We start from the raw sequence: 26,323 nt of genomic DNA, 5'->3' as shown, positions 1-26,323 counted from the left end.
ATGACCGGCAGCTCGAACAAACCCATCCGCGACCCGGCCATCTGCGCCGTCGCCTTTCATGCGGATGCCGGCCCTGGCGCATCGGCTGCGCTGCCGCCCGCCGTGGCCGCCGCCTATGACGTGGTGCGCGACGCCAGGGGCCGGGTCTCGCCCATGTATCAGGCCATGTCCGGGACCCCCGGCGTCGTCGGCCCGGCCCACCACCTCTATCTGGCGGTGCTGCACGACGATGCCTGCCCGCTGGCGCAATGGCGGCGCGAGCTGATCGCCACCGCCGCCGCGCGGCTCGCCGGCAGCGCCTATTCCGCCACCCATCATGGCGCCAATTTCCGTGATTTCTTTGTGGCGGCCGGGGCCGGCGATGCAACGGCAGCAGACGATGTTCTCGCCGCGCTCGATTCACCGGACGATCCGTCATCCGCACTGGCGAGGCTCGACGGGTTGGACGGGGCAACCCGCGCCATGCTGGCCTACACCACGAAGCTCAGCCTCGACCCCGCTGCCTGCGGTCCGGCCGATCTGGACGCGCTGCGCCGCGCCGGCCTCGACGACGGCGCCATCTCGTGGCTGATCCAGATCGTCAGCGCCTTCGCCTATTTCGCCCGCATGCTCCAGGGTCTGGACGTGCAACTCGGCAACGAACCCATCGGCCTTAAAGGCTGGGCGGAAGAGGCCTAGACCCGGCCGGCAAAGACCAGCCGGCCCTACCCCTTCATGGCCTGGTCGGCCATGGCCTTGAGGTCCGCCTCGGGCCTGGCGCCATAATGGCCGATGACCTCCGCCGCCGCGGCCGAGGCAATGCGTCCGGTCTGGCCCAGGGGCAGACCGCGGGCGATGCCATAGAGCGCGCCGGCCGCATAGAGATCGCCGGCGCCGGTGGTGTCCACCACCCGCGCAACCGGCCACGGGTCGATCACATGCACCTCGTCGGGGGTGACGATGACGCTGCCCTTCTCCGATCGGGTGAGGAAAGCAAGGCGGCAATCGCCACGCACCGCCTGCAAGGCATCATCGAAGTTCCCGGTCTGGTAAAGTGAGAGAATCTCGCTCTCATTGGCGAACAGCACATCCACATGCCCCGCCACCAGATCGCGAAAGCTCGCCCGGTGGCGGTCGACGCAGAACGCATCCGACAGGGTCAGCGCCACCTGCCGGCCGGCGTCGTGCGCCGCCCTGGCCGCCTTGAGGAAGGCCTCCTTGGCCGCCGGCGGATCCCACAGATAGCCCTCCAGATAGGTGATGGCGGCGCGCGCCACCGCGTCCGGATTCACATCGTCCGGGGTCAGGCCGACGCAGGCGCCAAGATAGGTCTGCATGGTGCGCTGCGCGTCCGGCGTCACGAAAATCAGGCAGCGCGCCGTGGCCGGCCCGTCCAGCGCCGGCACCACCGGAAAGGCGACCCCCAGCGCCTTCAGGTCGTGGGCGAAGATCTGCCCCAGCTGGTCGTCGCGCACCTTGCCGATATAGGCGGCCCGGCCGCCCAGTGCGGCGACCCCCGCCGCCGTATTGCCGGCCGAGCCGCCGCTCATCTCGATACCCGGCGGCATGCGGTTGTAGAGCGCCGCCGCCTGCTCTGCGTCGATCAGGGTCATGGCCCCCTTGGCCAGGCCCTCCCTGGTCAGGAACGCCTCTTCGGTCTGGGCCAGCACATCCACAATGGCATTGCCGATGGCCAGTACGTCGTAGGCCGCGTCGCTCATGCTCTCTTCCCCTGTTTCCTGCCGGCCTTTGCCTGGCCGGTATCGCCGGAGGCTCCGGTTGCGGCGGAGTATCCCGACCGCACGGCCGGCCGTCCAGCCGCTCCCGCCATCGCTGCCGGCGGCGGCCCATCGCCGCCCTGGGCAATGCGGTTTGACCGGCCGCGTCGCCGCCGGCATAACCGGCGCCATGGTCGCCAACCTGATCGCCGCTCTCGTCCGCGCCTTCGCCCAGCTCAGCGAGCGGCCGACCCTGCGTCTGGTCCTCGCCTCGGCCGGCCTCACCCTGCTCCTGCTGGTGGCGCTGTGGGGCGGCGTCATCACCCTGCTGGCCTCCACCCGTCTGTTTGACATGGCCTGGCTGGAGCGGGTGGTGGACTGGGCCGGCGGCGCCACCGCCCTGGTCGCCGCCTGGTTCCTGCTGCCGGCGGTGGCCGGGCTGGTCGCCGGCCTGTTCGCCGAGCAGGTGGCCGCCCATGTGGAGCGCCGCCATTATCCGGGTCTGCCGCCGGCGGCCGGTCAGTCGCTGCTGGCCGGACTCGCCACCGGCCTGCGCTTCGCCCTGCTGGTGCTGGCGGTCAATGTGCTGGCCCTGCCGGCCTATCTGCTGCTGTTCTTTCTGCCGCCGCTCAATGTGGCCCTGTATGTGCTGCTCAATGGCTGGCTGCTGGGGCGTGAGTATTTCGAGCTGGTGGCCTATCGCCGGCTCGACCGGGCGGCGGCGCTGGCCCTGCGCCGCCGGCTCGGCGGCACGCTCTTCCTCGCCGGCGCCGTCACCGTCGGCCTGTTCGCCGTGCCGGGGCTCAACCTGCTGGCCCCCTTCATCGCCACCGCCCTCATGGCTCATCTGCTGGCGCCGCACTTCTTCGCCGCCACCTGAGCCTGCCGCGGCAGCCCTGGCCCCGCCGGCCCAACCCCCTCGCCGGCCCCGCCCCTCGCCCACCCCCCCCCCGACGGGCCGGAAAGCACCGCTTTCTGCGCCTGACACCGGTCCTGAACTTCCCTCTCCGCATACGCCGCCAAGACGCGTAAACTGTCGCCAACGCCCGCCCGCGGGCCTCAGACCCGGAGCCTCCATGTCCGACGATTCCTCTTCGCCCCGCCGGGCCGACCCCGGCCTCGGTGGCATTCATGAGTTTCCCCGCCGCGCCTTCACGGTGCCCGCCTCCAACCGGCGCGAGACCAGCGGCGGCGGCGGCGACGGCAAGAAGCTGACCGTCGGCCGCGACATCAAACTGGCCGGCCAGATCACCTCCTGCGATACGCTGGTGGTGGAAGGCGAGGTGGAGGCCGATCTCAACGACAGCCGCACCATAGAAGTCAGCCGCTCCGGCGCCTTCAAGGGCTCGGCGGCGGTGGACACGGCGATCATCGCCGGCACCTTCGATGGTCAGCTGACGGCCCGCAACCGCCTGGTGGTGCACGGCACCGGCCGCCTCACCGGCAAGGTGCGTTACGGCCAGATAGAGATTGAAAGCGGTGCCGAAGTGTCCGGTGACGTGCAGAAGATCGAGTCCGACGACAGCGGCGGAGTGCCACGCTGAACGGCGTTCGCCTCCGGCGCAGTTCCGGCCACACGGCGGGCCACCGTCCGGGTCCGCTGCGCCCGCCGGCCGACCCGGTGCGGCGGACAACGCCGCTGACAATCGGCATGTTGCTGGCCGGGTTGCTGCTCGGTGCCTGCACCGCCGGCGGCCAGACCAGCCGGACCCCCGGCGCTACCGTCACTCAGGCCGCCGCCCCGGCGGCCCCGGTCGCATCCACCAGCACAACCCCGCCCGCCGCCAGCCAACCTGCCGCCACCCAATCCGCCGCCGGCCAGACAACAACCGCCGCGCCTGACCCGGACGACAACCCGGCCCGCCTGGTGGGTCTCGACCGCGACCGGCTGGTCCGCCTCATGGGGCCGGCGCCATGGGTGCGTCAGGAAGTGCAGGCCGAGGTCTGGCAATACCGGCGCAGCGACTGTGTCCTCAACCTCTATCTCTATGACCGGGTCGGCCTGCGCCAGGTGGTCCATTACGACATGATGGATGGGGCCGGCCAGTTGCTGCAGGGCGACAGGGCGCGACGGGCCTGCCTGCGCGGCCTGCGCGGCACCGGCTAACGTCACCGGTCCGCCTCACCGCCCTCTGCCGCCTGCCTTACGCTGATGCTTGCGTCTTGTCCTTGTAGAGACAGAGATCGGCCACCGGACAGGCCAGGCATCTGGGCTTGCGCGCCACACAGGTATAGCGCCCCAGCAGGATCAGCCAGTGGTGGGCATGGTCCTGCCAGTGCTCCGGCACCCGCCGCATGAGCCCATCCTCCACCGCCCGCACGGTCTTGCCCGGCGCCAGGCCGGTACGGTTGGCAACGCGAAAGACGTGGGTATCGACGGCGATGGTCTTCGCCCCGTGCAGCGAGTTCATCACCACATTGGCGGTCTTGCGTCCCACTCCGGGCAGCGCCATCAGCGCCTCGCGACTGTCCGGCACCCGGCCGGCATGATCGCGCAGCAGGGCCTCTGACAGGGCAATGACGTTCTTCGCCTTGGCGTTGTAGAGGCCGATGGTCTTGATATGATCGCGCAGACCCTCTTCGCCCAGGCGGAGCATGGCCTCGGGCGTATCCGCTTTCGGGAACAGCCGCGCCGTCGCCTTGTTGACCGAAACGTCCGTCGCCTGCGCCGACAGCACCACCGACACCAGCAGGGTATAGGGGGTGGACCACACCAGCTCCGTCTGCGGCGCCGGGTCCACATCCTTGAGGCGCGCGAAGAAAGCCTCGATCTCGTCCGGTTTGAGCAATCGTCGGCGGGCCATGACCCTAGCCTAATGGTGATCGCCGGGACCCAGAACCCATAACCCCCCGCTCACCCTCCCCCCCCGCCCGCCGGCCGCAGCGCCATGGTCTCTTACCAGATCTCTGCCGGTTCCAGGCCGGGTGCGGGCCGGGTGCGGGGTCCGGCGCCAGCCAGGCACAAGGCCCCGCCGCACCGCTTCGCCGCCGCTTGGCAAGCGCCGCCGGGCGGGTTTTACTGGTCGGGTCATGCCGCCGCCGACCGACACCTCACCCGCCACCGCCGACCGCGCCCGGACGGTGCTGCAGCGGCCGAGCCTCATACCCGCGTCCGGCGACACCCCGGCCCCCGGCCTCCTCTATGAGGCGCTGATCCGTCCCCACCGCAGCCTGACCCGCCCCGGCTTTGTCGCCCTGGTGACACTCTATGTGGCCCTGGCCGCCGTGCCGGCCCTGTGGTTCCTCTCGCGCGGCGCCTGGCCGGTCACCGGCTTTTTCGGGCTCGAAGGCCTGCTGCTGTGGGGCGCCTTTCGCCTGTCCAACCGCGAGCGACGGCGCTTTGAGTGGATCCGTCTGACCGACAGCGAACTCATCGTCACCCGCGGCGACGCCGGCGGCCGCATGACCGAATGGCGGCTGGAGCCCACCTGGCTCAGGGTGGAGATGCTGGCCGGCGGTGGTCGTGGCCTGCGCCAGCCGCTGCTGACCCTCACCTCGCACGGCCGGCGGCTGTTCATCGGCGGTTTTCTCGGCGCCGCGCAGAAGGAACAACTGGCCGAGGATCTGCGCACCGCGCTGGCCGACCGCCGGCCCGCCCCCCTGGCCCCCAGCCAGCCCGGCCTCTAGCCAGCCCGGCCTCTAGTCAGCCCGCGCCTGGCCGGCCGGCCGCGCCGCCAGCCGCCACGCCGCCACCCGGTCGGCCCGGCCGTCCAGCGCCAGCGGCGGCACCTCTTCCAGATCGCGCCGGACCTGCTCGCCACCGCTCCTGGCCGCCGCCTGCACCAGATCGGCGCTGGCCAGCAGCGCCGTGTCGTGCTGCCGCGTCATGGCCTCCAACCGCGCCGCCACATTGACCACGTCGCCCACCACCGCCAGCTCCAGCCGGCGCTCGCTGCCGATATCCCCCAGCACCGCCGGCCCGTAGTGCAGACCCACCGACAGGCGCACCGCGTCGACCCCCTCCGCCGTCCGTTGCCGGTTCCAGTCGTCCACTTCCCGCAGCATGGCGCGGCCGCAGTCGAGCGCCCGCGCCGCATCGCCGTCGCGGGTTTCAGGTGTGCCGAAAGTGGCCATCACGCCGTCGCCGAGAAACTTGTCGAGCGTTCCGTCATGGGCAAAAATCGCGTCGGCCAGCCGGCGGTGCAGCTCGCGCAGCATGGCCACCACCTGTTCCGGCGGCTGCCGTTCCGACAGGGCGGTAAAGCCCACCACATCGGCGAACAGCACCGCCACCGGCTGGACGCTGACCGCGCCCAGCCCGTCGTCGCGGCGGGCCAGACGGTCGGCCACTGTCGGCGGAAAATAGCGCGCCAGATTGGCCCGCTGCCGCGCCGCCTCCGCCTGACGCACCAGCAGCCGGCGCGACCGACCGACCGCAATGGACAGAATCCATGCCACCAGCACGATCACCACCACCTGTTGCGGCAGCATCATGATGTCCACCCAGTGCGGATCCGTGATGATGGCCCGCGCCGCATCGTCATAGACGCCGATGCGCATGGGCACGTCCGTGTTCAGAATGGTCACGCTGTCAGGTCGCAGCGCAATCATCAGAAAGCCGGCGCTCCACGCCGCGGCCGCCAGAACGCCGCCGATCATCACCCGACGCGGCGTCGCCGAGAACACCAGCGATCCAAGGATGATAAAGAAATAAATGACGTTGGAGCCGTTGAGCCAGAGCTGGATGGGCGCACCCACCGCCGATGCGCTCAGCGGATTGGGAAAGAGAAGCGTGAAGGTCAGCAGCGTGAAGTCCGCCGCCATCAGGCCGGTGTCCAGCAGCCGGTGGCCGCCGAGGCGGTGCAGGCGGTATTGCAGCCAGCCCAGCAGGCCGAACACCAGCAGCAGGCCGTGGAACCAGAACACGTCCGGCGCCGGCGCCACCGTGAACAGCAGGACCGCCACCACCGCCAGCGAGATGAAGCGGCCGCGCATGGCGAGCCGCAGCGCCGCCACCGAATCGAGCGTCACCGCATGGCCGGCGCGCAGGCCTTCCCGCCCGCTCCATGGCGCTGCCGGCGGCAAACCCCGGCCCGCCGCCGGCACCGCGTCGGTCAGCGACGCGCGGCTCGGGTCGTCAGTCATCAAGTCCCATGAGCTGTCCCAGGGTATAGCGCCCGGCCGGCCGGCCGGCGATCACCCGCGCCGCGGCCAGCGCGCCTGCGGCGAACAGGCCGCGATCCGCGGCCACATGACCGAGCACCACGCGCTCGCCGGCGCCGGCCAGGATCACCTGGTGCTCGCCCACCACATCGCCGCCGCGCAGCGATGCAAAGCCGATTGATCCCGCCGGTCGTTCGCCGGTGACGCCGTCACGGGCCGCCAGACGCAGATGCTCCAGCCGCGCCCCGCGCCCCGCCGCCGCCGCCTGGCCCAGCAACAGGGCGGTTCCCGATGGCGCATCCACCTTGTGGCGGTGATGCATCTCGACGATTTCGATATCCCAGGCCGGACCCAGCGCCTTCGTGGCGCGCTGCACCAGACCGGCCAGCAAGTGTATGGCCGGGCTCATATTGGCCGCATGAACCACCGCCACCCGTTCCGCCGCCCGGTCTAGCGCCGCCTCGTCCGCGGCCGCGAGGCCAGTGGTGCCGCTGACGATGGCCGCGCCCGCGGTCGTTGCCCCGCCGCCCAGACCGGCCGCCGCCAGGGCTAACGCACGGGTCGCCGCCGGCGTGGTGAAGTCGATCACCACATCCGCCATGGCAAGAAGCACCGCCGGATCGTCCGTCATCATCGCCTGCGGCGCGCCGGCCAGAGCCTGCCCCACCAGGGGGGAACCCGGCCTGACCAGCCCGCCGACCAGACGCAGGTCATCGGCCGCCTCAACCGCGGCAACCAGCCGCTGGCCGACCCGGCCGCCGGGACCGGCAATGGCGATTGTGATTATGTCAGCGTCGGACACGTGCCCCTCCCCACCAGCCCGGTTCCTGTCGGGCGGCATATTTCCCTCCCTCAGCAGGGCGCAGTAAAGCACAAAGCCGCCGGCAAGGCGGCGGCGATTCATCATGCGGAGACGCGGCGACGGTGGCGACGGTCCTACTTCTCCGTCAGGTCGTCCCACAGCTCCTTCATTTTGGACAGGAAGCCCTCGGTCTGCGGGCTGTTGGACTTGCGGCCGCCGCCGGGCGCGCCCTGGGCGAACTCCTTCAGCAGCTCTTTCTGCCGCGCCGTCAGGTTGACCGGCGTTTCCACCTTGACCTCCACCAGCATGTCGCCGCGCTGCGCCTGACGCAGGCCTGACAGGCCCTTGCCGCGCAGGCGGAAGGTCTGGCCGCTCTGGGTGCCGGCCGGCACCGTGATGCGCGCGCGCGGTCCGTCCACGGTCGGCACCTCCACCTGACCGCCCAGCGCCGCCACGGTCATGGCGATGGGCACGTCGATCTTCAGGGTCCGGCCGTCGCGGCGGAACACCGGGTGCGGCTTGACCGAAACGAAGATGTAGAGATCGCCGGCCGGGCCGCCGCGCACCCCGGCCTCGCCCTCGCCGGCCAGGCGGATGCGGGTGCCGTCCTCCACCCCGGCCGGAATATTGACGGTCAGGGTGCGGTCGCGCTGCACCCGGCCGGCGCCGCTGCACTTGCGGCACGGCTTGTCGATCACCTGGCCGGCGCCGGCGCAGGTGGGACAGGTGCGCTCTATGGTGAAGAAGCCCTGCTGCGCCCGCATCCGTCCCGCGCCGCCACACGACGGGCAGGTAGTGGGCGCCGCGCCGCCTTCGGCGCCACTGCCGTTGCATGAGTCGCAGGCGATACTGGTGGGTACGCGGATGCGCGCCTCTTTGCCGGCGAAGGCGGTCGCCAGATCCACTTCCAGATTGTAGCGCAGATCGGAACCGCGACCGCGCGCGCCCTGGCCGCCACGACCGCGGCCGCCCACGGAGTCGCCGAACATCTCCTCGAAAATGTCGGCAAAGCCCTGGGTGAAATCGCCGAAGCCTCGCGCGCCAGCCGCGCCTGCGCCGCCGCCTGCGCCGGCCGCGCCCATGCCGCCGGCCTCGAAGGCGGCGTGGCCAAAGCGGTCATAGGCCGCCTTCTTCTGCGGGTCTTTCAGAACGTCATAGGCCTGATTGACGTCCTTGAAGCGCTGCTCCGCCTTCGCATCCCCCTTGTTGCGGTCGGGGTGATGCTCCATGGCGAGCTTGCGATACGCCTTCTTGACGGTATCCGCATCGGCGTCGCGGGCGACGCCCAGCACTTCATAATAGTCGCGGGTGGCCATGGGTCAGGAGTCCGGTGAGCAGCACATCGGCGCCACAGTGACGCTGCGGCCGGCTGGTGGAAAGCCCGATACGGGCCCGTCCTGACCAGCCGGCCACAACCTGGGCAGGCGGTTTGGAGGAGGCGACAAGAGACTAGGCGCGGTCGCGCTTGTCCTCGTCGTCCACGTCGGTGAAGTCGGCATCCACCACACCATCGCTACTGTCGCTGGCGCTACTGCCGCCGGCGCTGCTGTCGGGGCCATTACCGGACGCCGCCGCATCGCCGCCGTCCGGAGCGGCCTCTTCCTGCTGCGCCTTATACATGGCCTCGCCCAGCTTCATACTGGACTGGGCCAGCGCCTGCACCTTGGCCTGCAAGTCCTCCACCGTGGCGTCTTCCTCGGCCAGCGCCGTCTTCAGCGCCTCCAGATCGGACTCGATGGCCGACTTCTCGTCCTCGCTCACCTTGTCGCCGAACTCGGCCAGGTTCTTCCCCGTCATGTGGACAAGCGTATCGGCCTGATTACGGGTCTCTGCCCGGGCGCGGCGCTCCTTGTCGGCCTCCGCATTGGCTTCGGCCTCCCGCACCATGTTTTCGATGTCACTGTCCGACAAGCCGCCCGACGCCTGGATACGGATCTGCTGTTCCTTGCCGGTGGCCTTGTCCTTGGCCGACACATTGACGATGCCGTTGGCGTCGATGTCGAAGGTCACCTCCACCTGCGGCACGCCGCGCTGCGCCGGCGGCAGGCCAACCAGGTCGAACTGACCCAGCAGCTTGTTGTCCGCCGCCATCTCGCGCTCGCCCTGGAAGACGCGGATGGTCACCGCGGTCTGGTTATCTTCGGCGGTGGAAAAAGTCTGGCTCTTGCGGGTCGGAATCGTCGTGTTGCGGTCGATCAGCCGGGTGAACACGCCACCCAGGGTCTCGATGCCCAGCGACAGCGGCGTCACGTCCAGCAACAGCACGTCCTTGACGTCGCCGCGCAGAACGCCGCCCTGAATGGCTGCGCCCACCGCCACAACTTCGTCCGGATTGACGCCGCGGTGCGGCTCCTTGCCGAAGAGCTGCTTCACCGTCTCCATGATCTTCGGCATACGGGTCATGCCGCCGACCAGGATCACCTCGTCAATGTCGCCGGCCGACAGGCCCGAATCCTTGATCGCCGCCTTGGCCGGACCGATGGTCCGTTGCACCAGCTCATCCACCAGCGCTTCCAGCTTGGCCCGCGTCAGCTTGATGGCCAGATGCTTGGGCCCGCTCTGGTCGGCGGTGATGAAGGGCAGGTTGATTTCCGTCTGCACGGTGGAGGACAGCTCGATCTTCGCCTTCTCCGCCGCTTCCTTCAGGCGCTGCAGGGCAAGCCGGTCCTTGCGCAGGTCGATGCCGTTTTCCTTTTTGAACTCGTCGGCCAGATAGTCGACGATGCGGATGTCGAAATCCTCGCCGCCGAGGAACGTGTCGCCGTTGGTCGCCTTGACCTCGAACACGCCATCACCGATCTCGAGAATCGAAATGTCGAAGGTGCCGCCGCCCAGATCATAGACCGCCACCGTGCCGGTCTTGTTCTTGTCCAGACCATAGGCCAGCGCCGCCGCGGTCGGCTCGTTGATGATGCGCAACACCTCAAGGCCGGCGATTTTGCCCGCGTCCTTGGTGGCCTGGCGCTGCGAATCGTTGAAATAGGCCGGCACCGTAATGACCGCCTGCTCTACCGTCTCGCCGAGATGGGCCTCGGCCGTCTCCTTCATCTTCTGCAGGATGAAGGCGCTGATCTGCGACGGCGAATATTTCTTGCCCTCGGCCTCCACCCAGGCGTCGCCATTGTCGCCCTCGACAATGGTGTAGGGCACCAGCTTCATGTCCTTCTTGGTCAACGGGTCGTCGAACCGCCGGCCAATCAGACGCTTGATGGCGAACAGGGTATTTTCCGGATTGGTCACCGCCTGGCGCTTGGCCGCCTGGCCGACCAGCCGTTCGCCGTCCTTGGCGAAGGCGACCATGGAGGGGGTGGTGCGGGCGCCCTCGGCATTTTCGATGACCCGCGCCTCCTTGCCGTCCATGACGGCGATGCACGAGTTGGTGGTGCCAAGGTCAATGCCGATGACTTTGCTCATATTCAGGCTCCTTCAGCAGGCCGTCTCCGCCCGGCAAGCCAGAAAGTCCCGGTAATCCGGCATTCTCTGCACCTACCATGACTGGCGCGGATCACGGCCCCCGGGGTGTTCAGGGGGCGCGGCCCGGCACCCGTCATGATGCCGGCCGCTTCGCTCAGCCCCATATAGGAACGCTTGCCGCCGCCTGCAACCGCCGCGGCGGGATTAGTTTGCGGCGCCGATCCGCCCCTCAGGCGGCCGGCCGGCCATAGAGCACCCGGAACATGCGGCGTGGCTGGTCGTTGAAGGTGTAGGTGATTTCCTCGAACCGCTCCTCCACCAGCCCGCCGGCGGTGAGCGGCGCCAGGTCTGTCCGCAGCAGCGGCCAGGGCGGGCCGTCATGCTCCGCCTCGCCCGGCGCCCGGCCCGAGCAGATCAGCAGCAGGTGGCCGCCCGGCCTGACCAGCGTCGGCAGAACCGCAAAGGCTTCGGCCCGCAAACCGGCCGGCATGGCCTGCAGGGTATAGACCTCCAGCACCAGGTCGAAGGCGCCGGCCCATGCCGCCGGCGGCGCCGTCAGGTCGGCGGCCACAAAGGTGATTCGCCCGGCCGCCACCGGCCCGTTGTGGCGCTCCGCCGCCCAGGCGACCGCCGTCTCCGACAGGTCAAAGGCGGTGACGGCAAACCCCGCTTCGGCCAGCGCCGCCGCGTCATCGCCAAGACCACAGCCCACCACCAGCGCCGTTCGGCCGCGGCCGTCGGGCCGCTCGCGCGCCAGCCAGTGGGCCACTTCCTGGCGCGTGCGCAGGCGGTGCCACGGCACCTTGTCGGGATCGCCCGCCGCCTCGCGGTACATGTCATCGAAGCGGGCGATCCGCTGGCGCTCGTCCATATCTTCCCTCTGTTGTGGCGCGCTCATGGCGCCGGCTTCGCCGCACCGTCCGGCGGCCGCTGATAAACCGCGCGGAACAGGCGGCGGCGTTCGCCGGCCATCTCACGCCATTGGATGTCAAAACGCCACCGCACAAGCCCGGCCCGCTCCAGCCCGGCCAGTTGTTCTTCGCTCAGCGGCCATTCGGGCGACTGGCCCGCGTCGCGGCCGCTGGCCACCAGCAGCAGATGGCCGCCCGGCATCAGCATCGCCGCCAGCTGCCTCATGGCGTGGTGGCGACCGTCGCCCGGCAGGGTCTGCAGGGTCATGGCCTCGACGATCAGGTCGAAGCCGCCGCGCCATTCCGCCGGCGGCCGCAACAGGTCGGCGACGACGAACGTAATGCCGTGGCCGGCGTGACGTTCGGCCGCCCACGCCACCGCCGTTTCGGCGATGTCGAAGGCGGTGACCGTGAAACCAAGACCGGCCAGACGGACCGCATGGCCGCCCAGACCACAGCCGACCACCAGCGCGCGCCGGCCGGCGCCGTTCAGCACAGCGGCGTTGGCCGGGTCCGCCGCCAGATCATCCAGCCACCGGGCCAGCGGATCGGACCGCCCGCGGCGCCCCCACGGCACCGCCTCCACATCGCCGTCGGCCTGGCGATAGATCTGCTCGAACCAGGCGCGGTTGTCGCGATCCGGCGCCACGCTGCTGCGCCACGGCGAGCCGGTGTCCGCCGGTTGTCGCGCCTGCCGCCCGGCCGGTTTCCCGGCTGCCTTCGAGGTGTCGGCCATGACCGGAAGTCTATGCCGCCCCCGCCGCCCTGTCGCGGATGCTTACGCCTTTGTGTCCAGCGTCTCGCCCTTGCCGCCGCCCGGCCCGGTCGCGGCCTCGACGGACTCCGCGCTGCCCTCCGCTGCCCCTTCCGCCGCCACACCGTCCGCCGCTGCGCCCGTCGCCGGCGCCCTGGCCGCGCCGCCGCGCGACACCGCCACCATGGCCGGTCGCAGCAGGCGGTCGTGCAGCACATAGCCGGCCTGCATCTCCTGCACCACCGTATTGGCCGGCACGCTGGCGTCGTCCACCTGCATCATGGCTTCGTGCCGGTTGTGGTCGAAGGGCTGGCCCACCGCCGGGACCCGGCTGATATTGTTGCGGGCCAGCACCTGATCCAGCTCGCGGGCGACCAGGGCCATGCCCTCGGCCAGCCGCGCCAGCGGCGAATCCGCATCCGCCTGCGCCTGGTCAGGCACCGCCTGCAAGGCGCGCTGCAGATTGTCCGCCACCGCCAGCAGATCGCGGGCCAGCGGCGCGGGGCCATAACGGCGGGCATCCGCCACGTCGCGCTGGGCCCGGCGGCGCACATTCTCGGTCTCCGCCAGGGCCCGCAGCAACTGGTCCTTCAGGCTGGCCGCTTCCGCCTGCCAGTCGGCGGCCGGCGCATCCGCGCCGCCCGGCCCGCCACCGTCGGGCCCGCCGCCAATTGCGCCGTTCCCGTCCGCCGCCGGGTCGTTGGCCGCGGTCGTCCGGTCCGCCGGGGCGGCCGACGCGCCTTCGGTCGTCGGGTCGGCCGGGCCGTCCGCTTCGCTTGACTTGTCACCGCTCATATCTGGTCCTTCGCTTGCCGGGCGACGCGCCGGGCCGGCCCCTGTAGCCCGCTCCATATAGGAAGCGCCGCGCCCCTGCCAACCCCCGCCGGGCTCGTGGCCTGGCGGTCTCCGCCCACCGATCCGGCTCAGCCGCTCGCGCTCACCCCTGGCCCAGCAGGCGGCCCACCACCTTGGCCGTATAGTCCACCATGGGAATGATGCGCGCATAGTTGAGGCGGGTCGGGCCGATCACGCCGATGGCGCCGATCACCTTCTCCTGGCTCTTGGCGAAGGGCGCCAGGATGAAGGAATAGCCGGTCAGGTCGAACTGCTCGCTCTCGGCGCCGATGAAGATCTTCACCCCGTCGGCCATGTTGGCCGCATCGATCATGCGCAACACGCCCTCGCGCCGCTCCAGCTCGCTGAACAGGCGGCGCACCCGCTCCAGGTCCTCGCCCGCGTGCAGATCCTCCAGCAGGGTGGACTGGCCGTGGACGATGAGCAGCCCCTGGTCGCCATCTTCCGCCCGCGTCGCCACGCCGGCCTCCACCACCCGCCGCGTCGCCTCGTCCAGGGCCGTCCGGTGTTCCTGCAACTCGCGCAGCACTTCATGCCGGGTCTGGGCCAGGGTGCGGCCGACCAGGCGGGCATTGAGATAGTTGGCGGCCTCCGTCAGGGCCGACGGCGGGGTGCCCTCGGGCATGTCCAGCAAGCGGTTCTCGACGGTGCCGTCCTCGCTCACCAGCACCGCCAGGGCGCGGCCCGGCGACAGGGCGACGAACTCGATGTGCTTGAGCGGCGCATCGCTCTTCGGCGCCATCACCAGGCTCAGGCTGTGCGACAGGCCCGACAGCAAGGTCGAGGCCTCGTTCATCACCTGCTCCATGGAACGGCCGGCGGCGACACAGCGCGACTCGATAGCCTCGCGGTCGTCATGGCTGAGCCGTCCCACTTCCAGCAGCCCGTCGATAAACAGCCGCAGGCCCGATTCCGTCGGCAGCCGACCGGCCGATGTATGCGGTGCGTAAAGCAGCCCGGCATCCTGCAGATCGGCCATGACGTTGCGAATGGTCGCCGGTGACAGGGCCAGCCCGCCGTCGCGCCCCAGCGCCTGGGCCAGAGTGCGCGAGCCCACCGGCTCGCCGGTGGTGAGATACAGATCCACCACCCGGCGCAGCACGTCGCGGCTGCGGGCGTTCAGCTTGCTTACCAGATCATCGGGCGTGGCCACGCGTATCAGGTCTCCGCTGCGGGCACCGTCACTGTCGGTGCCCGACTCTCCATGACTCTATATATGTCCTGGCCGAGTATAGGCCATGCTCACCCAGCCGGCAGCCTCATCACCCCGCGCCTTGCCTCTTGTGCCATCGCGGTCTAGCGTCCGCGCCAACCCCGCCTTCCTGCGCCACTCCCCGCCGCCCAGCCAAAAGGATCTGCCATGGCCGAACCACTGACGCCGCGCCCGTCCGGCCGGGCCGATCACCAACTGCGGCCGATCCGGCTGGAACCCGGCTACGCCCGTTACGCGGAAGGCTCGTGCCTGTCCTGCTTCGGCGATACCCAGGTGCTGTGCACCGCGTCCGTCGAGGACAGCGTGCCGCCCTTCCTGCGCAACAGCGGCCGCGGCTGGGTGACGGCGGAATACGGCATGCTGCCGCGCTCCACCCACACCCGCACCGACCGCGAGGCGGCGCGCGGCAAGCAGTCCGGCCGCACCACCGAAATCCAGCGGCTCATCGGCCGCAGCCTGCGCGCGGTCATTGACCTGACCCGGCTGGGCGAGCGACAGATCCGCATTGACTGCGATGTGTTGCAGGCCGATGGCGGCACTCGCACGGCGGCCATCACCGGCGCCTGGGTGGCGCTGCACCAGGCAGTGGCCTGGCTCGACGCCAAGGGCGCGCTGAAGACGCCGCCACTCTATGGCCAGCTCGCGGCGGTATCGTGCGGCGTCTGGCAGGGCCGGCCGGTGCTCGACCTGGACTATGCGGAGGATTCCACCTGCGCCGCCGATTCCAACTTCGTCCTGGCCGATGGCGGTGGCCTGGTGGAGGTCCAGGCGACGGCCGAGGACCGGCCCATGAGCGGCGCCGACTTCGACCGGCTCATGGCCCTGGCGCAAAAAGGGGCGGCCGAACTCTTCGCCCTGCAACGGGCGGCGCTCGGCCTCGCCTAAGCCACGACAGCCCCGTCCCTGGCCCATGCCTGCTCCCGTTTTGCCCGCCGCGGTTTTGCCGGCCCCGGTCCTGCCCACCGGCAGCCGTCTGGTCATCGCCAGTCACAATTCCGGCAAGGTGCGTGAGATCGCTGACCTGCTGCGGCCGTGGTCCATCACCGTGCTGTCGGCGGCGGAACTCTCGCTGGCCGAGCCGGAGGAAACCGAGGACAGCTACGCCGGCAACGCCCTGCTCAAGGCGCGCGCCGCCGCAACCGTCGCCGGGCTGCCGGCCCTGGCCGATGATTCGGGCTTTGCGGTTCGCGCCCTTGATGGCCGGCCGGGCATCCACTCCGCCCGCTGGGCCGGGCCTGAACGGGACTTCGCTCGCGCCATGCACAAAGTGTGGGACGAGGTGGCGGCCGCCGATGACCACGCTGCCGCCTTCATCTGCGCCCTGGCGCTGGCCTGGCCGGATGGCCGCAGCGTCACCGTCGAAGGCCGGGTGGATGGTCATATTGTCTGGCCGCCCCGTGGCGAGAACGGCTTTGGCTATGATCCCATGTTCGTGCCGCAGGGTGAGAGCCGCACCTTCGGTGAAATGACCGCCGAGGAGAAACACGCCATAAGCCACCGCGCCATGGCCTTCCGCCGGTTGATGGCGCAGGCGCTTGCGCCGCTTGGAGGCAAGGCGCCATGACTCGCCGCCCTGTGACCCGGCCGCCGGTTTCGCCACATGTGCCACCACATGTGCCACCACACGTGCCGCCGGTCGGCACCGCCGGTCCGCGCCGCCTGCGGCTTCTGTTCTTCGGCGATTCTATCACGGTTGGTTTTGCCGACGGCCGCAGCCGCAACTGGGTCGACCGGCTGGTCGCCGCCCAGTTGCGCGCCGACGGTGATCCGCTGCAGGAGATGCGCCTCTACAATCTGGCCATCGGCGGCGACACCACCGGCGGCATAGCGGCGCGCTGGCCAACCGAGGCAAAAGTGCGCCGTCGCCCGGGCGAAGGCTTCGGCCTGGTCTTTATGTTCGGCATCAATGACGGCTGGTATGAAGACAGCCGTGGCCGGCCGCGTGTCAGCGTCGGCCATGCGGCGGAGCAGGCGGCGGCCATCATGGTCGCCGCGCGGCGCATGGGTCCGGTCCTGTGGCTGGCGCCGACGCCGGTTCGCTATGTGCCGGACACCGGTCAGGGGCGCAGCGTGCCGGACCGCGTGGCGGCGATCGCGCGGCGTTTCGCCGGGGTCGCCGCCGACCTGGCCATTCCCTATATCGACCTGCACGCGGGGCTCGACGGCGACGCCGCCTTCGACCGCGCGCTCATGGCCGATGACGGGGTGCATCCGGTGCCGGCCGGCCACGCCCTCCTGGCCCGCCGCGTGCGCCGCGACCCGGCCTGGACCGCCTTCCTGGCCCAGGCCCGCCGGCCCGTCCCCGGCTAAAGACCCCGCCCCCTAAAGCCGCCCCTAAAGCCCGCGCACGAAAGGCCGGGCCGGCCGCTCTATCCGGATGTCATCAACGCCGGTGAAGCGGGCCAGCCGGCGCAGCTCCGCCGCCAGCTTGCCCTGGCGGTCGACGCCGAAGCGCACCCCCGGCTCCGGCCATACCGCCCTGGCCACCAGCGCGCCGGCCTTGCGGTCACTCACCACCTCGGCCCGCCCCACCAGCCGGTCGCCCTCCAGCAACGGACACACATAATAGCCATAGGTCCGTCTGGCCGCCGGCACATACACTTCAATGCGGTAGTGAAAACCGAACACCCGTTCCAGCCGCGCCCGGTCGCGCAGCAAGGGGTCGAACGGGTTGAGCAGACGCAGCCGTCCCTCGGGCGGCGGCACGTCTTTCAATCGCTCCGCCAGCCCGGCCGGCGCGAAGGCCTCGCGCCAGGTGCCGTCGGCGCCTTCCACCTCGACCACCTCGACCGCCGGTGCCCGCTGCGCGACGGCTGCCTCCAGCCACATGGCGGCGTCCGCCGGCTTCATGGCATCCCAGAAACGCGCCACCTCCGCCGCGCTGGCGAAACCCAGCCGCTGCAATGCCGAGCCCGCCGCCCACGCCTTGTGGGCCGCTTCATCGCTGGCCGGCGCCCCATGCAGGTCCGAAGGAATCACCCGCTGGCTCAGGTCATAGACCTTGGCGAAGCCGTGCCGCGCCGCCACCGCCAGCTCGCCGGTGAACCACAGATACTCCAGCGCCGCCTTGTGCCGGCTCCAGCCCCACCACGGTCCGCTGCGCTGACTGTCGCCGGCGAAGTCGCGGGCCATGACCGGCCCGCCATCGCGGACCCGCCGTCGCACCTGTCGCAGGGTCGCCCCATCACCGCCGTGGCTCGCCCACCGTTTGCTGCGGCGAAAGCGTTCGCCATAGGCGGCAAAGCGATGATGCCAGTGCGGATAAACCTCCACCGGAATGATCGCCGCATCGTGGGTCCAGTGCTCGAACAGGCGGCGCTCTTCCTCCAGCAACTGGCGGAGCAGCGCCTCGTCATAGCCGCCGTGACGGCTCCACAGGATGTGATGATGGGCCCGTACCAGGGCGGTGATGGAATCCACCTGCACATAACCAAGGCGGGCGATCAGCCCGGCCAGGCGATCCCCGGTGAGCCGGCCGCCGGCACGGTCGGCAAGGCCGGTGGCGGCGATGACCACGCGACGGGCGTCTTTGTTGGACAGGCGCAACACCATGCCCCTTGCTAGGCCGCATCCGCCCGGCGGACAAGTCCGCCACGCCGTGCTAGCACTCTGCCATGGAACCTGGTCCCTTCACCCCTGCCGCCGCCGCGCATGCGGCCGCCGCGCCGGATGGTCATCCTGACGGCCATAACGACGGCGGCTTCGCCCTCTATGTCCATTGGCCGTTCTGCCTCGCCCGCTGCCCCTATTGCGACTTCAACGCCCATGTCCGCGCGTCCATGGATCAGGCCCGCTGGCGGGCTGCCCTCCTGCGCGAGCTGGATCACGCTCTGAGCGAAGCGCCGGACCGTCGCCTCCACAGCATCTTCTTCGGCGGCGGTACGCCGTCGCTGATGGACCCCGATACCGTTGCCGCCGTCATCAGCCGCGCCCGCCGGCACTGGCCGCGCTCCAGCGAGCCTGTGGAGATCACCCTGGAGGCCAATCCCACCAGCGTCGAGGCGGACCGCTTTCGCGCCTATGCCGAGGCCGGTATCAACCGCCTGTCGCTGGGTGTGCAGTCCCTGGACGATGCGGCGCTGGCCTTCCTCGGCCGGCGGCACAGCGTCGCCCAGGCCGAAGCGGCCATCGGCTTGGCCGCCGCCACCTTTCCCCGCTGGTCCTTCGATCTGATCTATGCACGACCTGACCAGACCGCGGCCGGGTGGCGGGCCGAGCTGACGCGGGCGCTGGCCTTCGGCGCCGACCATCTGTCGCTCTATCAACTGACCCTGGAGCCCGGTACGCCTTTCCACGGCGAATACAGCGCCGGCCGCCTGACGCCGCTGGACGGCGATGCGGCCGCCCACCTCTATGATGTGACCGCGGAAATGACCGCCGCCGCCGGTCTGCCGGCCTATGAGATTTCCAACCATGCCCGGCCCGGTCAGGAAGGGCGGCACAATCTGGTCTACTGGCGCAGCGGCCAGTGGGTCGGGGTCGGCCCCGGCGCCCATAGCCGCCTGACCGACGCTGCCGGACAGCGTCTGGCTCGCCGCCGTCATCGCGCACCGGAGGCCTGGCTCGCGGCGGTGGAGGCCGACGGTCACGCCACCCGCGATGAAAGCCTCATCCCGTCGGGCGACGCCTTCGACGAGGCGCTGATGATGGGGCTGCGGCTGGCCGAGGGCGTGCCACTGTCACGTCTCGCCCGTCTCGGCGGAGCGGATCGCTGCGACGGCCTCGTCCGCTCGCCGGCCATGGCCGGCCTCATGGACCTAGGCTTTCTTGCGTGGCGCAATGACCGTGACGGACGCCGCCTGACCGCCACGCCGGCCGGCCGCCTGGCGTTGGATTCGGTGCTTGCCCGACTCCTCGCCTGACGGGGCAGGGCCAGGAGAGCCTGCTATGATCCACCAGCTCCGCATCTACGAAATCTTCGAGTCCAACCGCAAGGCCTTTCATGACCGTTTTCGCGATCATGCGGTGCCCATTATGGCGCGCTACGGTTTCCACATCCGCGCCATGTGGGAGTGTCGTAACGGCGACCGGCTGGAGTTCATTTATCTTCTGGTCTGGCCCGATGCGGAAACCCTGACCGGGGCCTGGGACTCCTTCATGGCCGACGACGAATGGGCCGCCATCAAGCGCCGGACCGCGGCGCTGCACGGCGATCTGGTGGGTGATATTCAGGACCGCCGCCTCAATCTGACCGACTATTCGCCCGCCGCGCCCGGCCTCACCGGCTGATTTCAACCGGCCGACCCGCCTATGGCTGACCCGCGACCCCGCCGCTTGCGCCGGTGGGAAAGCTGGCCGGCGCCGGCTCCACCACGCTGAGCACCCGGTCGCCCACCTGCAATATGGCCAGGCCCCGCTCGACACGGCCATCGGGCAGAAAGCGGAACAGTCCGTCAATGCCGGCAAAGCCGCCAGGCCGGGTCAGCGCCGCGATTGAGAAATCACCGCCTTCCGCCTCACGGGCCAGCACTGCGGCCAGCGCCGTCGCGTCATAGGCCAGCGTCGCGCGGCGCGGCGGCGCTTCACCGAACAGCGACTCATAGCGCGCTGCCCACGCCTCCCGCGATGCCGCCGGCGCACCGGCAAACCAGCCGCCGCGCAGAGCGGGTTCAGTGGCGATACGCAGATCATCCCAGCGGCCGGTGCCGAGCAGCCGCACCCGGGCCGGATCAATATCAAAGAAGGGCAGCAACGGCGCCAGCGCCATCAGGGCCGGGCCGCCCTCGGGCACCAGAATGGCGTCGAAGTCCACATCGCCCAATGTGTCGCGCCCCTCCAGCCGCTTGAGCGCCGCCTCCGCCACTTCGCCGCCCTGCCTGGTCAGAGCCGCTCGCTCCTCGGCCAGGGCCGCCGCCCGCCGGTCATAGTCGGCAAGCTGGCGGACCACCGGTGTGGCATCCCCCGCCGGGTCATAGAGCACGGCCTGGACCAGCACACCGCCATGGACGGGAATCGCCTGACGCGCCGCCCGCAGAACCGCCTGCCCATAGTCATTGGCCGGCGCCAGAACGGCGAAACGACGATGGCCTTCGGCCGCGGCGTAGGCGATGACCCGCGCCACCTCCAGCTCCGGCAGAAAGCCCATGACAAAGACATTACGACCGGCGGCGCGGCCAGCGGCGTCAGGGCCGCCGCCGGAGAGACCTGTCAGGCCGGCGCTCGGCGCAAAGCCGCCGCCGCCAGCCACCCGGCTGTCGGTGGAGAACGAGACCATCGCCACCTGGCCGGCCTGGGCGACCGGGGCCGCCGCCGCCGTGGTGGTGGCAAACACCGGACCGATCAGGAAGCGGGCGCCGCCGGCCAACGCTTCGGCCGCTGCCTGGGCCGCCCCGTCCGCCGTGCCGCCGGTGTCACGCGGCAACAACTCGAACCGGGAATCGCCGATTTCACTGACCGCCATCAGGGCGGCGTTCAGCATCTGCCGGCCGAGGGCGGCGTCGGGACCGCTCAGCGGCAGCAGCAGGCCGACGCGAACGCGATCGGCTGCCTGCGGCGCCGGCGTGCCGGCCGGGCCAAAGACCGTTGATGGATCAACCGCCGCCAGCCCGCCGGCCGCTACCGCGCCCGCATCCCCGGCCGCCGGTGCTCCGCTGTCAGCACCGGATGTGGCCGCGCCGGATGGTGCCTGGCCGGCCGCCGCGGACGAGTCCGACGGCGGCGGCGCGCCGGACCCGCTGCCACCAACCCCGCCAAACCCACCGAGGCCGCCCGGCCCGGCGCAGGCGGCCAGAGCCAGCGCCAGGCTCGCTACAACCGCCAGCACCACCTGTCGTGGAGAATATGCCCGTGGGACGTGTGCCACGCTGATCGCCACCCTGTGCATGATCACGGTCTTACGCGCCGGGCTCGTGCCGGTCACTGTCCGGGCAATCCTATGGTGCCGTCGCGGCCGGGTCCATGACAGGCCGAGGCCGCCCGCGCCACGCGCAACCGGACCACCGGGGCGCGCCGGCGGCTAGCGCCACGGCCGGGCCGGCCGGCCGAGCGCCAGCGCCCGGTCCGGCTGGTCGCTGATGACCGCCCCCACCGGGCTGTGCAGCCAGCGCTTGAGCGCCGGCTCGTCATTCACCGTCCACACCGCCACCGCCAGATCGGCCGCCGCCGCCGCCCGCAACAGAACAGGCGTGGCACAGCCTTGAGCCACCGCCAGCCAGGTCGCTCCGGTGTCCTTTGCACGGACCACGGCCGGCGTCACGCCGCCGGCACGCTGCAGGCCGCCGGTGTCGAGCAGGGCCGCCGTTCGCAGACCCGGCTGCCCTGGTTGCCCTGGCTGCAGAGACCGCACGTCGACCAGCTGGTCCCAGTCGAAGGACATCACAACCGTGCGCCCGACAAAATCGGCGGCGGCCAGGGCGGCGCAGACCCGATGCGCCATGCCCGGATAGGCCGTCCCTTCCGTCGGCCCCTTCATCTCCAGCCACAGATCGCTCGCGCCATCGGCCATGACCGCCAGCACATCGGCCAGCGACGGCACACAGGCGTCCGCCGCCTGACTCCCGGCCGCCTGACGCAGGGGTGCCCGGCGAATCTCCGCCATGGTCAGGCTGGCCACGGCGCCGCTGCCCCGTGTGGTCCGCGCCAGATCGCTGTCATGGATCACCGCCAGGTCGCCGTCGGCGGTCAGATGAACGTCGATTTCGATGCCGTCCACCGATAGGGCCTGCGAGCCGCGCACACCGGCCAGAGAGTTCTCCGGCCACAGCGCCGCGCCAGCGCGATGGGCAATGATGCACGGCCCGCCGCGCCGGCGTCCTGCCATAGCGCCACGGCGTTCGCTTGAATCCCTGCGGGCTGTGGTGGTGGGGGCGTTGTCGGTCATGCGGCTTCCCTGTCGGCTGGTGAAAAATCTGTAGGCAGAGAAAGAAAGTGAGTTGGCAACGACGGTCTGCCTGCATACCGCGCGCGATTGTTCCCGCACACCGGGCGCGCCTGTTATGCTCGGTTTATGCCCGGCCCCTGTTATGATTGGCCGGCGTGACGCTGTGATGATGTCATGACAAACATGTCGTCACCGTGACCGGCGACAGACAGGACGCCATGGCCGCCTCTTCCCATCACAAGCAGCCCAAGGCCGGCCATAGGGCGCTGTCGGGCAATGCTTTACCCGCCAGCCAACCGCCGGCCCTGCCGCCCGGTCTGCATGTGGTGTCCGTGCCCATTGGCAATCTGGCCGATCTGTCGCCGCGCGCCGCGCGGGTTCTGGGGTCGGCGGATCTGGTGGCGGCGGAGGATACACGCGTCACCCGCCGTCTGCTGACCAGCCAGGGTCTCAGCGCCCGCCTCACTGCCTACAACGATCACAATGCGCCGCGGGTTCTGCCGCGGCTCATGGCCCGCCTGCAGGCGGGCGAGCGCATTGCCCTGGTCAGCGATGCGGGCACCCCGCTGGTGTCCGATCCCGGCTATCGTCTGGTCGCCGCCTGTCACGCCGCCGGTGTGCCGGTGCAGGCGGTGCCCGGCGCCTCCGCTCTGCTGGCCGGCCTGGTGGTCGCCGGGCTGCCCAGCGATCGCTTTCTGTTCCTTGGCTTCCTGCCGGCGAAACGGGCGGCGCGGCGCACCGCTATAGCCGAGGTGGCGGCGGTGCGCGCAAGCCTGGTGGTGTTTGAATCGACCCGTCGTCTTGCTGCCACTCTGGCCGACATGACGACGGTGTTGGGGCCGCGCCTGGCGGCCATCGGCCGCGAGCTGACCAAGCGCCACGAAGAAGTGCGGCGCGGCACCCTGAATGAGCTGGCCGCCGCACTGGCCAGCGAACCGCCGCCGCGCGGCGAGGCAGTAATCATCATCGCGCCACCCGCCGAAGACTCCGCCCACACTGGTGCCGACACTGGCGACGAGTCCGCCGACCATAACGGCCGGTCCGCGACCGGCGCCGCGCTCGATCAACGGCTGGCGGCGGCGCTGGCGGAGGAGTCCCTGAAGAGCGCCGTCGCCCGCGTCAGCGCGGAGACCGGCCTGCCGCGCCGCCAGGTTTATAGCCGGGCGCTGACCCTGCAACGGCCGCGGCGGCAGCCATGACCGACGCCCTGCGGCGCAGTCAGGCCGAGGCCCGCGGCCGCCGCGCCGAGATCTGGGCCGCCTGGCTGCTGCGCCTCAAGGGCTTTCGTGTGCTTGATCGCCGCTGGCGCGGGCCGGGCGGTGAGATTGATCTGGTGGCGCGCCGCGGCAGCCTGATCCTCTTCGTAGAGGTCAAGGCCCGCAACCATCGGGCCGACGCCCTGGCCGCCGTCCATCCCGCGGCGCAGGCGCGCATCGCCGCCGCCGCCAGCGCCTGGCTCGCCCGCAACACCCACCGCACCGGCGCCGATCCCCGCTTGCGTTTCGATGTCATCACCGTCCGCCCGGCGCGCCTGCCGCGCCACCTGGCCGATGCCTTTCGCCCGCCATCATGATGGCCCCGTCATGACCCCCGCTTTGCCTGGCCGGCCTGACCGCGGCCTTGCCTTGCCGCCGCCAGCCACCCACACTGCCGGGGCCATGGGCCATCCGTCGCGCACTCCGTCCCGCCCCCCTGGCTCACACCTGCCCGGCCCCGTTCTGCCGGGGCTGCTGCTGGCCCTCGCCGCCCTGCTCGCCGCCGCCTGCTCGCCGATCGGCATGGCGGTCGGCGCCGGCGCCTCGGCCGGCATCATGGTCGCTCAGGAACGGGATCTTTCGGCGGCAGCCAATGACGCCACCATAGAGCTGGAAATCAACCGGCTGTGGCTGGCCGAAAGCATCAGCCTGTTCAGCCGGGTCGGCCTGCAGGTGGTGGAAGGCCGCGTGCTGCTGACCGGGGTGGTGGAGACGCCGGAGGACCGCCTCACCGCCGTCCGCCTGGCCTGGCAGGCGTCGGGTGTGCGCGAGGTCATCAACGAGATCGAGGTCGCCGCCACCCCCGGCGCCGAGGGCTATGGCCGCGATCTGCTGATCGCCACCCGGCTGCGCACCCGCCTGCTGTTCGATGGCGACGTGTCGGCGATCAACTATTCGATAGAGGTGGTGAAGGGCGTCGTCTATCTCATGGGCATAGCCCGCAGCCAGGCAGAGCTGGACCGGGTGGTGACCCACGCCCGCGACATCGCCTATGTCCGCCGCATCGTCTCTCATGTAGTGCTGGCGGATGATCCGTCGCGCACCGTCGGCGGCGGATAGACCGGAACGCCCCGCCGCGACTCGCCACGCTGGCCGTGCCGGCCCTGCTGTCGGGCCGCCATCATGAGATATAGTCGCGCCCTGTCCACGGCGCGGAATCGTCCTGTGCAGCCGGCCGAGGGAGGTCACCCATGTTTCTCGTCTTCAGGAGTCCAGGGTCATGAGTCTTGCCGTCGCCATTCAGATGGACCCGGTGGAGACCATCGACATCAATGCGGACTCCACCTTCATGCTGGCCCTGGAGGCGCAGCGGCGCGGCCACGCTCTCTTCCACTATCTGCCGCAACACCTGTCCATGACCGGCAATCGCGTCACCGCCCGCGCCCGCCCGCTCAAGGTGCGGCGCAAGCCGGGCGACCACGCCACGCTCGGCGCCATGGAAACCGTGGAGCTGGCGGCCATGGATGTGGTCCTCATGCGGCAGGATCCGCCCTTTGACATGGCCTATATCACCGCCACCCATCTGCTGGAGCACATCCATCCCGCAACTCTGGTGGTCAATGACCCGGTACAGGTGCGCAATGCGCCGGAGAAGCTGTTCGTCACGCATTTTCCGGAACTCATGCCGCCGACCCTGATCACCTCGGACCGCGACGCCATCATGGCTTTCCGCCGCGAACACAAGGACATCATCGTCAAGCCGCTGTTCGGCAATGGCGGCGCCGGCGTCTTTCATGTGCCGCCGGCGGACGAGAATCTGCCATCGCTGCTGGAAGTGTTCACCCAGATGTATCGCGAACCGATCATCATCCAGCGCTACCTGCCGGCCATCCGCCGTGGCGACAAGCGCATCATCCTGGTGGACGGCGTGCCCAAGGGGGCGGTGGCGCGCATCCCGGCCAAGGGTGAGGCGCGCGCCAACTTCCATGCGGGCGGCCTGGCGCGGCAGTCGGCGCTGACCCGGCGCGAGCACGAGATCTGCGAGGCCATTGGTCCGGCCCTGTCAGAGCGGGGTTTGCTGTTCGTCGGCATCGATGTGATCGGCGGCTACATGACCGAGATCAACGTCACCTCGCCGACCGGCATTCAGGAGATCAACCGACTGGACGGCAGCCACATCGAACGGGACATCTGGAACGCCATAGAGACGCGTTTTGCATCCCGTCACGACCGTACCGCCAACTAGAATCGCCAACTGGAATCACCAACTGGAATCGGTGACGACCGACACCGTTTTTCCAACGAAGACAGGCACAGACCGTCTGTCCATTCGTTTTCTTCACGGTTGTTGCAACCGTGCAACACCGGCCTTTGGCCCGTGCGGACCTGTCCGGCGACGATGGTCGCCACCGACGCGTCGTGTCGCAAACGGTCCTGCTGTGTGATGGCCCCGCCGTCGCATAACTCAACAAATGCAGCGGTTTGCGCCGGCACAACGTGGCGCATACATAATCGGCACACGATAAGATATTGAAATAATTACGTTATTCTGAATCCTTC

At 70.1% G+C, this 26,323-nt stretch carries 27 protein-coding genes; 14 read left to right on the top strand and 13 right to left on the bottom strand.

Features of this window, described 5'->3' with window-relative positions; all coding sequences use genetic code 11:
• On the top strand, nucleotides 1–678 hold the full coding sequence (locus RIE31_08295; protein ID MEQ8640587.1) for a hypothetical protein: 678 nt from the start codon (nucleotides 1–3) through the stop codon (nucleotides 676–678).
• Between the two features lie 26 nt (nucleotides 679–704).
• On the opposite strand, the gene RIE31_08290 is transcribed toward RIE31_08295, so the two are convergent.
• The gene (locus tag RIE31_08290) at nucleotides 705–1,700 is read right to left on the bottom strand and encodes an adenosine kinase (protein ID MEQ8640586.1); all 996 of its coding nucleotides are present in this window, start codon (nucleotides 1,698–1,700) and stop codon (nucleotides 705–707) included.
• A 151-nt stretch (nucleotides 1,701–1,851) separates the two neighbouring features.
• Here RIE31_08290 and RIE31_08285 point away from each other — a divergent pair, with 151 nt between their 5' ends.
• From RIE31_08285 to RIE31_08275, 3 genes are all read left to right on the top strand, one after another.
• A complete protein-coding gene (locus tag RIE31_08285; GenBank protein ID MEQ8640585.1) occupies nucleotides 1,852–2,577 on the top strand; it encodes an EI24 domain-containing protein in 726 nt (241 codons plus the stop codon).
• A 196-nt stretch (nucleotides 2,578–2,773) separates the two neighbouring features.
• Complete coding sequence (locus tag RIE31_08280; protein ID MEQ8640584.1) at nucleotides 2,774–3,241, top strand: polymer-forming cytoskeletal protein; 468 nt, start codon at nucleotides 2,774–2,776, stop codon at nucleotides 3,239–3,241.
• A 77-nt stretch (nucleotides 3,242–3,318) separates the two neighbouring features.
• The gene (locus RIE31_08275) at nucleotides 3,319–3,804 is read left to right on the top strand and encodes a hypothetical protein (protein MEQ8640583.1); all 486 of its coding nucleotides are present in this window, start codon (nucleotides 3,319–3,321) and stop codon (nucleotides 3,802–3,804) included.
• A gap of 37 nt (nucleotides 3,805–3,841) precedes the next feature.
• Here RIE31_08275 and nth read toward each other — a convergent pair whose 3' ends face one another.
• Nucleotides 3,842–4,501, bottom strand: coding sequence for an endonuclease III (gene nth, locus RIE31_08270; protein ID MEQ8640582.1), 660 nt, complete (start codon nucleotides 4,499–4,501; stop codon nucleotides 3,842–3,844).
• Nucleotides 4,502–4,727: 226 nt separating this feature from the next.
• Here nth and RIE31_08265 point away from each other — a divergent pair, with 226 nt between their 5' ends.
• Nucleotides 4,728–5,324, top strand: coding sequence for a DUF2244 domain-containing protein (locus RIE31_08265; GenBank protein ID MEQ8640581.1), 597 nt, complete (start codon nucleotides 4,728–4,730; stop codon nucleotides 5,322–5,324).
• Between the two features lie 12 nt (nucleotides 5,325–5,336).
• Here RIE31_08265 and RIE31_08260 read toward each other — a convergent pair whose 3' ends face one another.
• The 8 genes from RIE31_08260 to hrcA form a co-directional block, all read right to left on the bottom strand.
• Nucleotides 5,337–6,782, bottom strand: a complete 1,446-nt coding sequence (locus tag RIE31_08260) for an adenylate/guanylate cyclase domain-containing protein (GenBank protein ID MEQ8640580.1) — start codon at nucleotides 6,780–6,782, stop codon at nucleotides 5,337–5,339.
• Nucleotides 6,775–7,602 (bottom strand): 4-hydroxy-tetrahydrodipicolinate reductase, encoded by an 828-nt coding sequence (dapB, locus tag RIE31_08255; protein ID MEQ8640579.1) that lies wholly within the window; start codon nucleotides 7,600–7,602, stop codon nucleotides 6,775–6,777. The genes RIE31_08260 and dapB overlap by 8 nt, the downstream gene beginning before the upstream one ends.
• Nucleotides 7,603–7,736: 134 nt before the next feature.
• Complete coding sequence (gene dnaJ / locus RIE31_08250) at nucleotides 7,737–8,918, bottom strand: molecular chaperone DnaJ (protein MEQ8640578.1); 1,182 nt, start codon at nucleotides 8,916–8,918, stop codon at nucleotides 7,737–7,739.
• A gap of 133 nt (nucleotides 8,919–9,051) precedes the next feature.
• Nucleotides 9,052–11,016 (bottom strand): molecular chaperone DnaK, encoded by a 1,965-nt coding sequence (gene dnaK / locus RIE31_08245; GenBank protein ID MEQ8640577.1) that lies wholly within the window; start codon nucleotides 11,014–11,016, stop codon nucleotides 9,052–9,054.
• 229 nt (nucleotides 11,017–11,245) lie between these two features.
• On the bottom strand, nucleotides 11,246–11,914 hold the full coding sequence (locus RIE31_08240) for a methyltransferase domain-containing protein (GenBank protein MEQ8640576.1): 669 nt from the start codon (nucleotides 11,912–11,914) through the stop codon (nucleotides 11,246–11,248).
• On the bottom strand, nucleotides 11,911–12,663 hold the full coding sequence (locus RIE31_08235; GenBank protein MEQ8640575.1) for a class I SAM-dependent methyltransferase: 753 nt from the start codon (nucleotides 12,661–12,663) through the stop codon (nucleotides 11,911–11,913). Before RIE31_08235 ends, RIE31_08240 begins: the two co-directional genes overlap by 4 nt.
• 42 nt (nucleotides 12,664–12,705) lie before the next feature.
• Complete coding sequence (gene grpE, locus RIE31_08230; GenBank protein ID MEQ8640574.1) at nucleotides 12,706–13,476, bottom strand: nucleotide exchange factor GrpE; 771 nt, start codon at nucleotides 13,474–13,476, stop codon at nucleotides 12,706–12,708.
• Between the two features lie 142 nt (nucleotides 13,477–13,618).
• Nucleotides 13,619–14,671 carry a heat-inducible transcriptional repressor HrcA gene (gene hrcA / locus RIE31_08225; protein MEQ8640573.1) on the bottom strand — a complete coding sequence of 351 codons (1,053 nt, stop codon included), beginning with the start codon at nucleotides 14,669–14,671 and terminating at the stop codon, nucleotides 13,619–13,621.
• Nucleotides 14,672–14,896: 225 nt separating this feature from the next.
• Between hrcA and rph the strand changes: the two genes are divergently transcribed.
• From rph to RIE31_08210, 3 genes are read left to right on the top strand one after another with little or no spacing between them, the layout of a single operon-like run.
• Entirely contained in the window at nucleotides 14,897–15,634 is a 738-nt protein-coding gene (gene rph, locus RIE31_08220) for a ribonuclease PH (protein MEQ8640572.1), read from the top strand.
• Between the two features lie 25 nt (nucleotides 15,635–15,659).
• The gene (gene rdgB, locus RIE31_08215; GenBank protein MEQ8640571.1) at nucleotides 15,660–16,313 is read left to right on the top strand and encodes an RdgB/HAM1 family non-canonical purine NTP pyrophosphatase; all 654 of its coding nucleotides are present in this window, start codon (nucleotides 15,660–15,662) and stop codon (nucleotides 16,311–16,313) included.
• On the top strand, nucleotides 16,310–17,059 hold the full coding sequence (locus RIE31_08210) for a GDSL-type esterase/lipase family protein (GenBank protein MEQ8640570.1): 750 nt from the start codon (nucleotides 16,310–16,312) through the stop codon (nucleotides 17,057–17,059). The genes rdgB and RIE31_08210 overlap by 4 nt, the downstream gene beginning before the upstream one ends.
• 24 nt (nucleotides 17,060–17,083) lie before the next feature.
• Here the strand turns inward: RIE31_08210 and RIE31_08205 are convergent, their stop codons facing one another.
• Complete coding sequence (locus tag RIE31_08205) at nucleotides 17,084–18,301, bottom strand: crosslink repair DNA glycosylase YcaQ family protein (GenBank protein MEQ8640569.1); 1,218 nt, start codon at nucleotides 18,299–18,301, stop codon at nucleotides 17,084–17,086.
• A gap of 62 nt (nucleotides 18,302–18,363) precedes the next feature.
• On the opposite strand from RIE31_08205, the gene hemW reads away from it, so the two are divergent.
• Nucleotides 18,364–19,611, top strand: coding sequence for a radical SAM family heme chaperone HemW (gene hemW / locus RIE31_08200; protein MEQ8640568.1), 1,248 nt, complete (start codon nucleotides 18,364–18,366; stop codon nucleotides 19,609–19,611).
• Nucleotides 19,612–19,636: 25 nt separating this feature from the next.
• Nucleotides 19,637–19,978, top strand: a complete 342-nt coding sequence (locus RIE31_08195; protein MEQ8640567.1) for an NIPSNAP family protein — start codon at nucleotides 19,637–19,639, stop codon at nucleotides 19,976–19,978.
• A 19-nt stretch (nucleotides 19,979–19,997) separates the two neighbouring features.
• Here RIE31_08195 and RIE31_08190 read toward each other — a convergent pair whose 3' ends face one another.
• Nucleotides 19,998–21,608 carry a penicillin-binding protein activator gene (locus RIE31_08190; GenBank protein MEQ8640566.1) on the bottom strand — a complete coding sequence of 537 codons (1,611 nt, stop codon included), beginning with the start codon at nucleotides 21,606–21,608 and terminating at the stop codon, nucleotides 19,998–20,000.
• A gap of 96 nt (nucleotides 21,609–21,704) precedes the next feature.
• Nucleotides 21,705–22,568, bottom strand: a complete 864-nt coding sequence (locus tag RIE31_08185; GenBank protein MEQ8640565.1) for a glycerophosphodiester phosphodiesterase family protein — start codon at nucleotides 22,566–22,568, stop codon at nucleotides 21,705–21,707.
• 194 nt (nucleotides 22,569–22,762) lie between these two features.
• Here RIE31_08185 and rsmI point away from each other — a divergent pair, with 194 nt between their 5' ends.
• From rsmI to gshB, 4 genes are all read left to right on the top strand, one after another.
• Nucleotides 22,763–23,767: a 16S rRNA (cytidine(1402)-2'-O)-methyltransferase gene (gene rsmI, locus RIE31_08180; GenBank protein MEQ8640564.1), complete on the top strand. Its 1,005-nt coding sequence runs from the start codon at nucleotides 22,763–22,765 to the stop codon at nucleotides 23,765–23,767.
• Nucleotides 23,764–24,141 carry a YraN family protein gene (locus tag RIE31_08175; GenBank protein MEQ8640563.1) on the top strand — a complete coding sequence of 126 codons (378 nt, stop codon included), beginning with the start codon at nucleotides 23,764–23,766 and terminating at the stop codon, nucleotides 24,139–24,141. Before rsmI ends, RIE31_08175 begins: the two co-directional genes overlap by 4 nt.
• 10 nt (nucleotides 24,142–24,151) lie before the next feature.
• Complete coding sequence (locus RIE31_08170) at nucleotides 24,152–24,883, top strand: BON domain-containing protein (protein ID MEQ8640562.1); 732 nt, start codon at nucleotides 24,152–24,154, stop codon at nucleotides 24,881–24,883.
• A 160-nt stretch (nucleotides 24,884–25,043) separates the two neighbouring features.
• A complete protein-coding gene (gene gshB, locus RIE31_08165; protein ID MEQ8640561.1) occupies nucleotides 25,044–26,009 on the top strand; it encodes a glutathione synthase in 966 nt (321 codons plus the stop codon).
• Nucleotides 26,010–26,323: the final 314 nt, after the last annotated feature.

It is taken from the genome of Alphaproteobacteria bacterium, assembly GCA_040218575.1.
Lineage (GTDB): Bacteria > Pseudomonadota > Alphaproteobacteria > JAVJRE01 > JAVJRE01 > JAVJRE01.
Note: the sequence above shows the minus strand (reverse complement) of the source record. Positions and strands in the feature narration are given on the sequence as shown.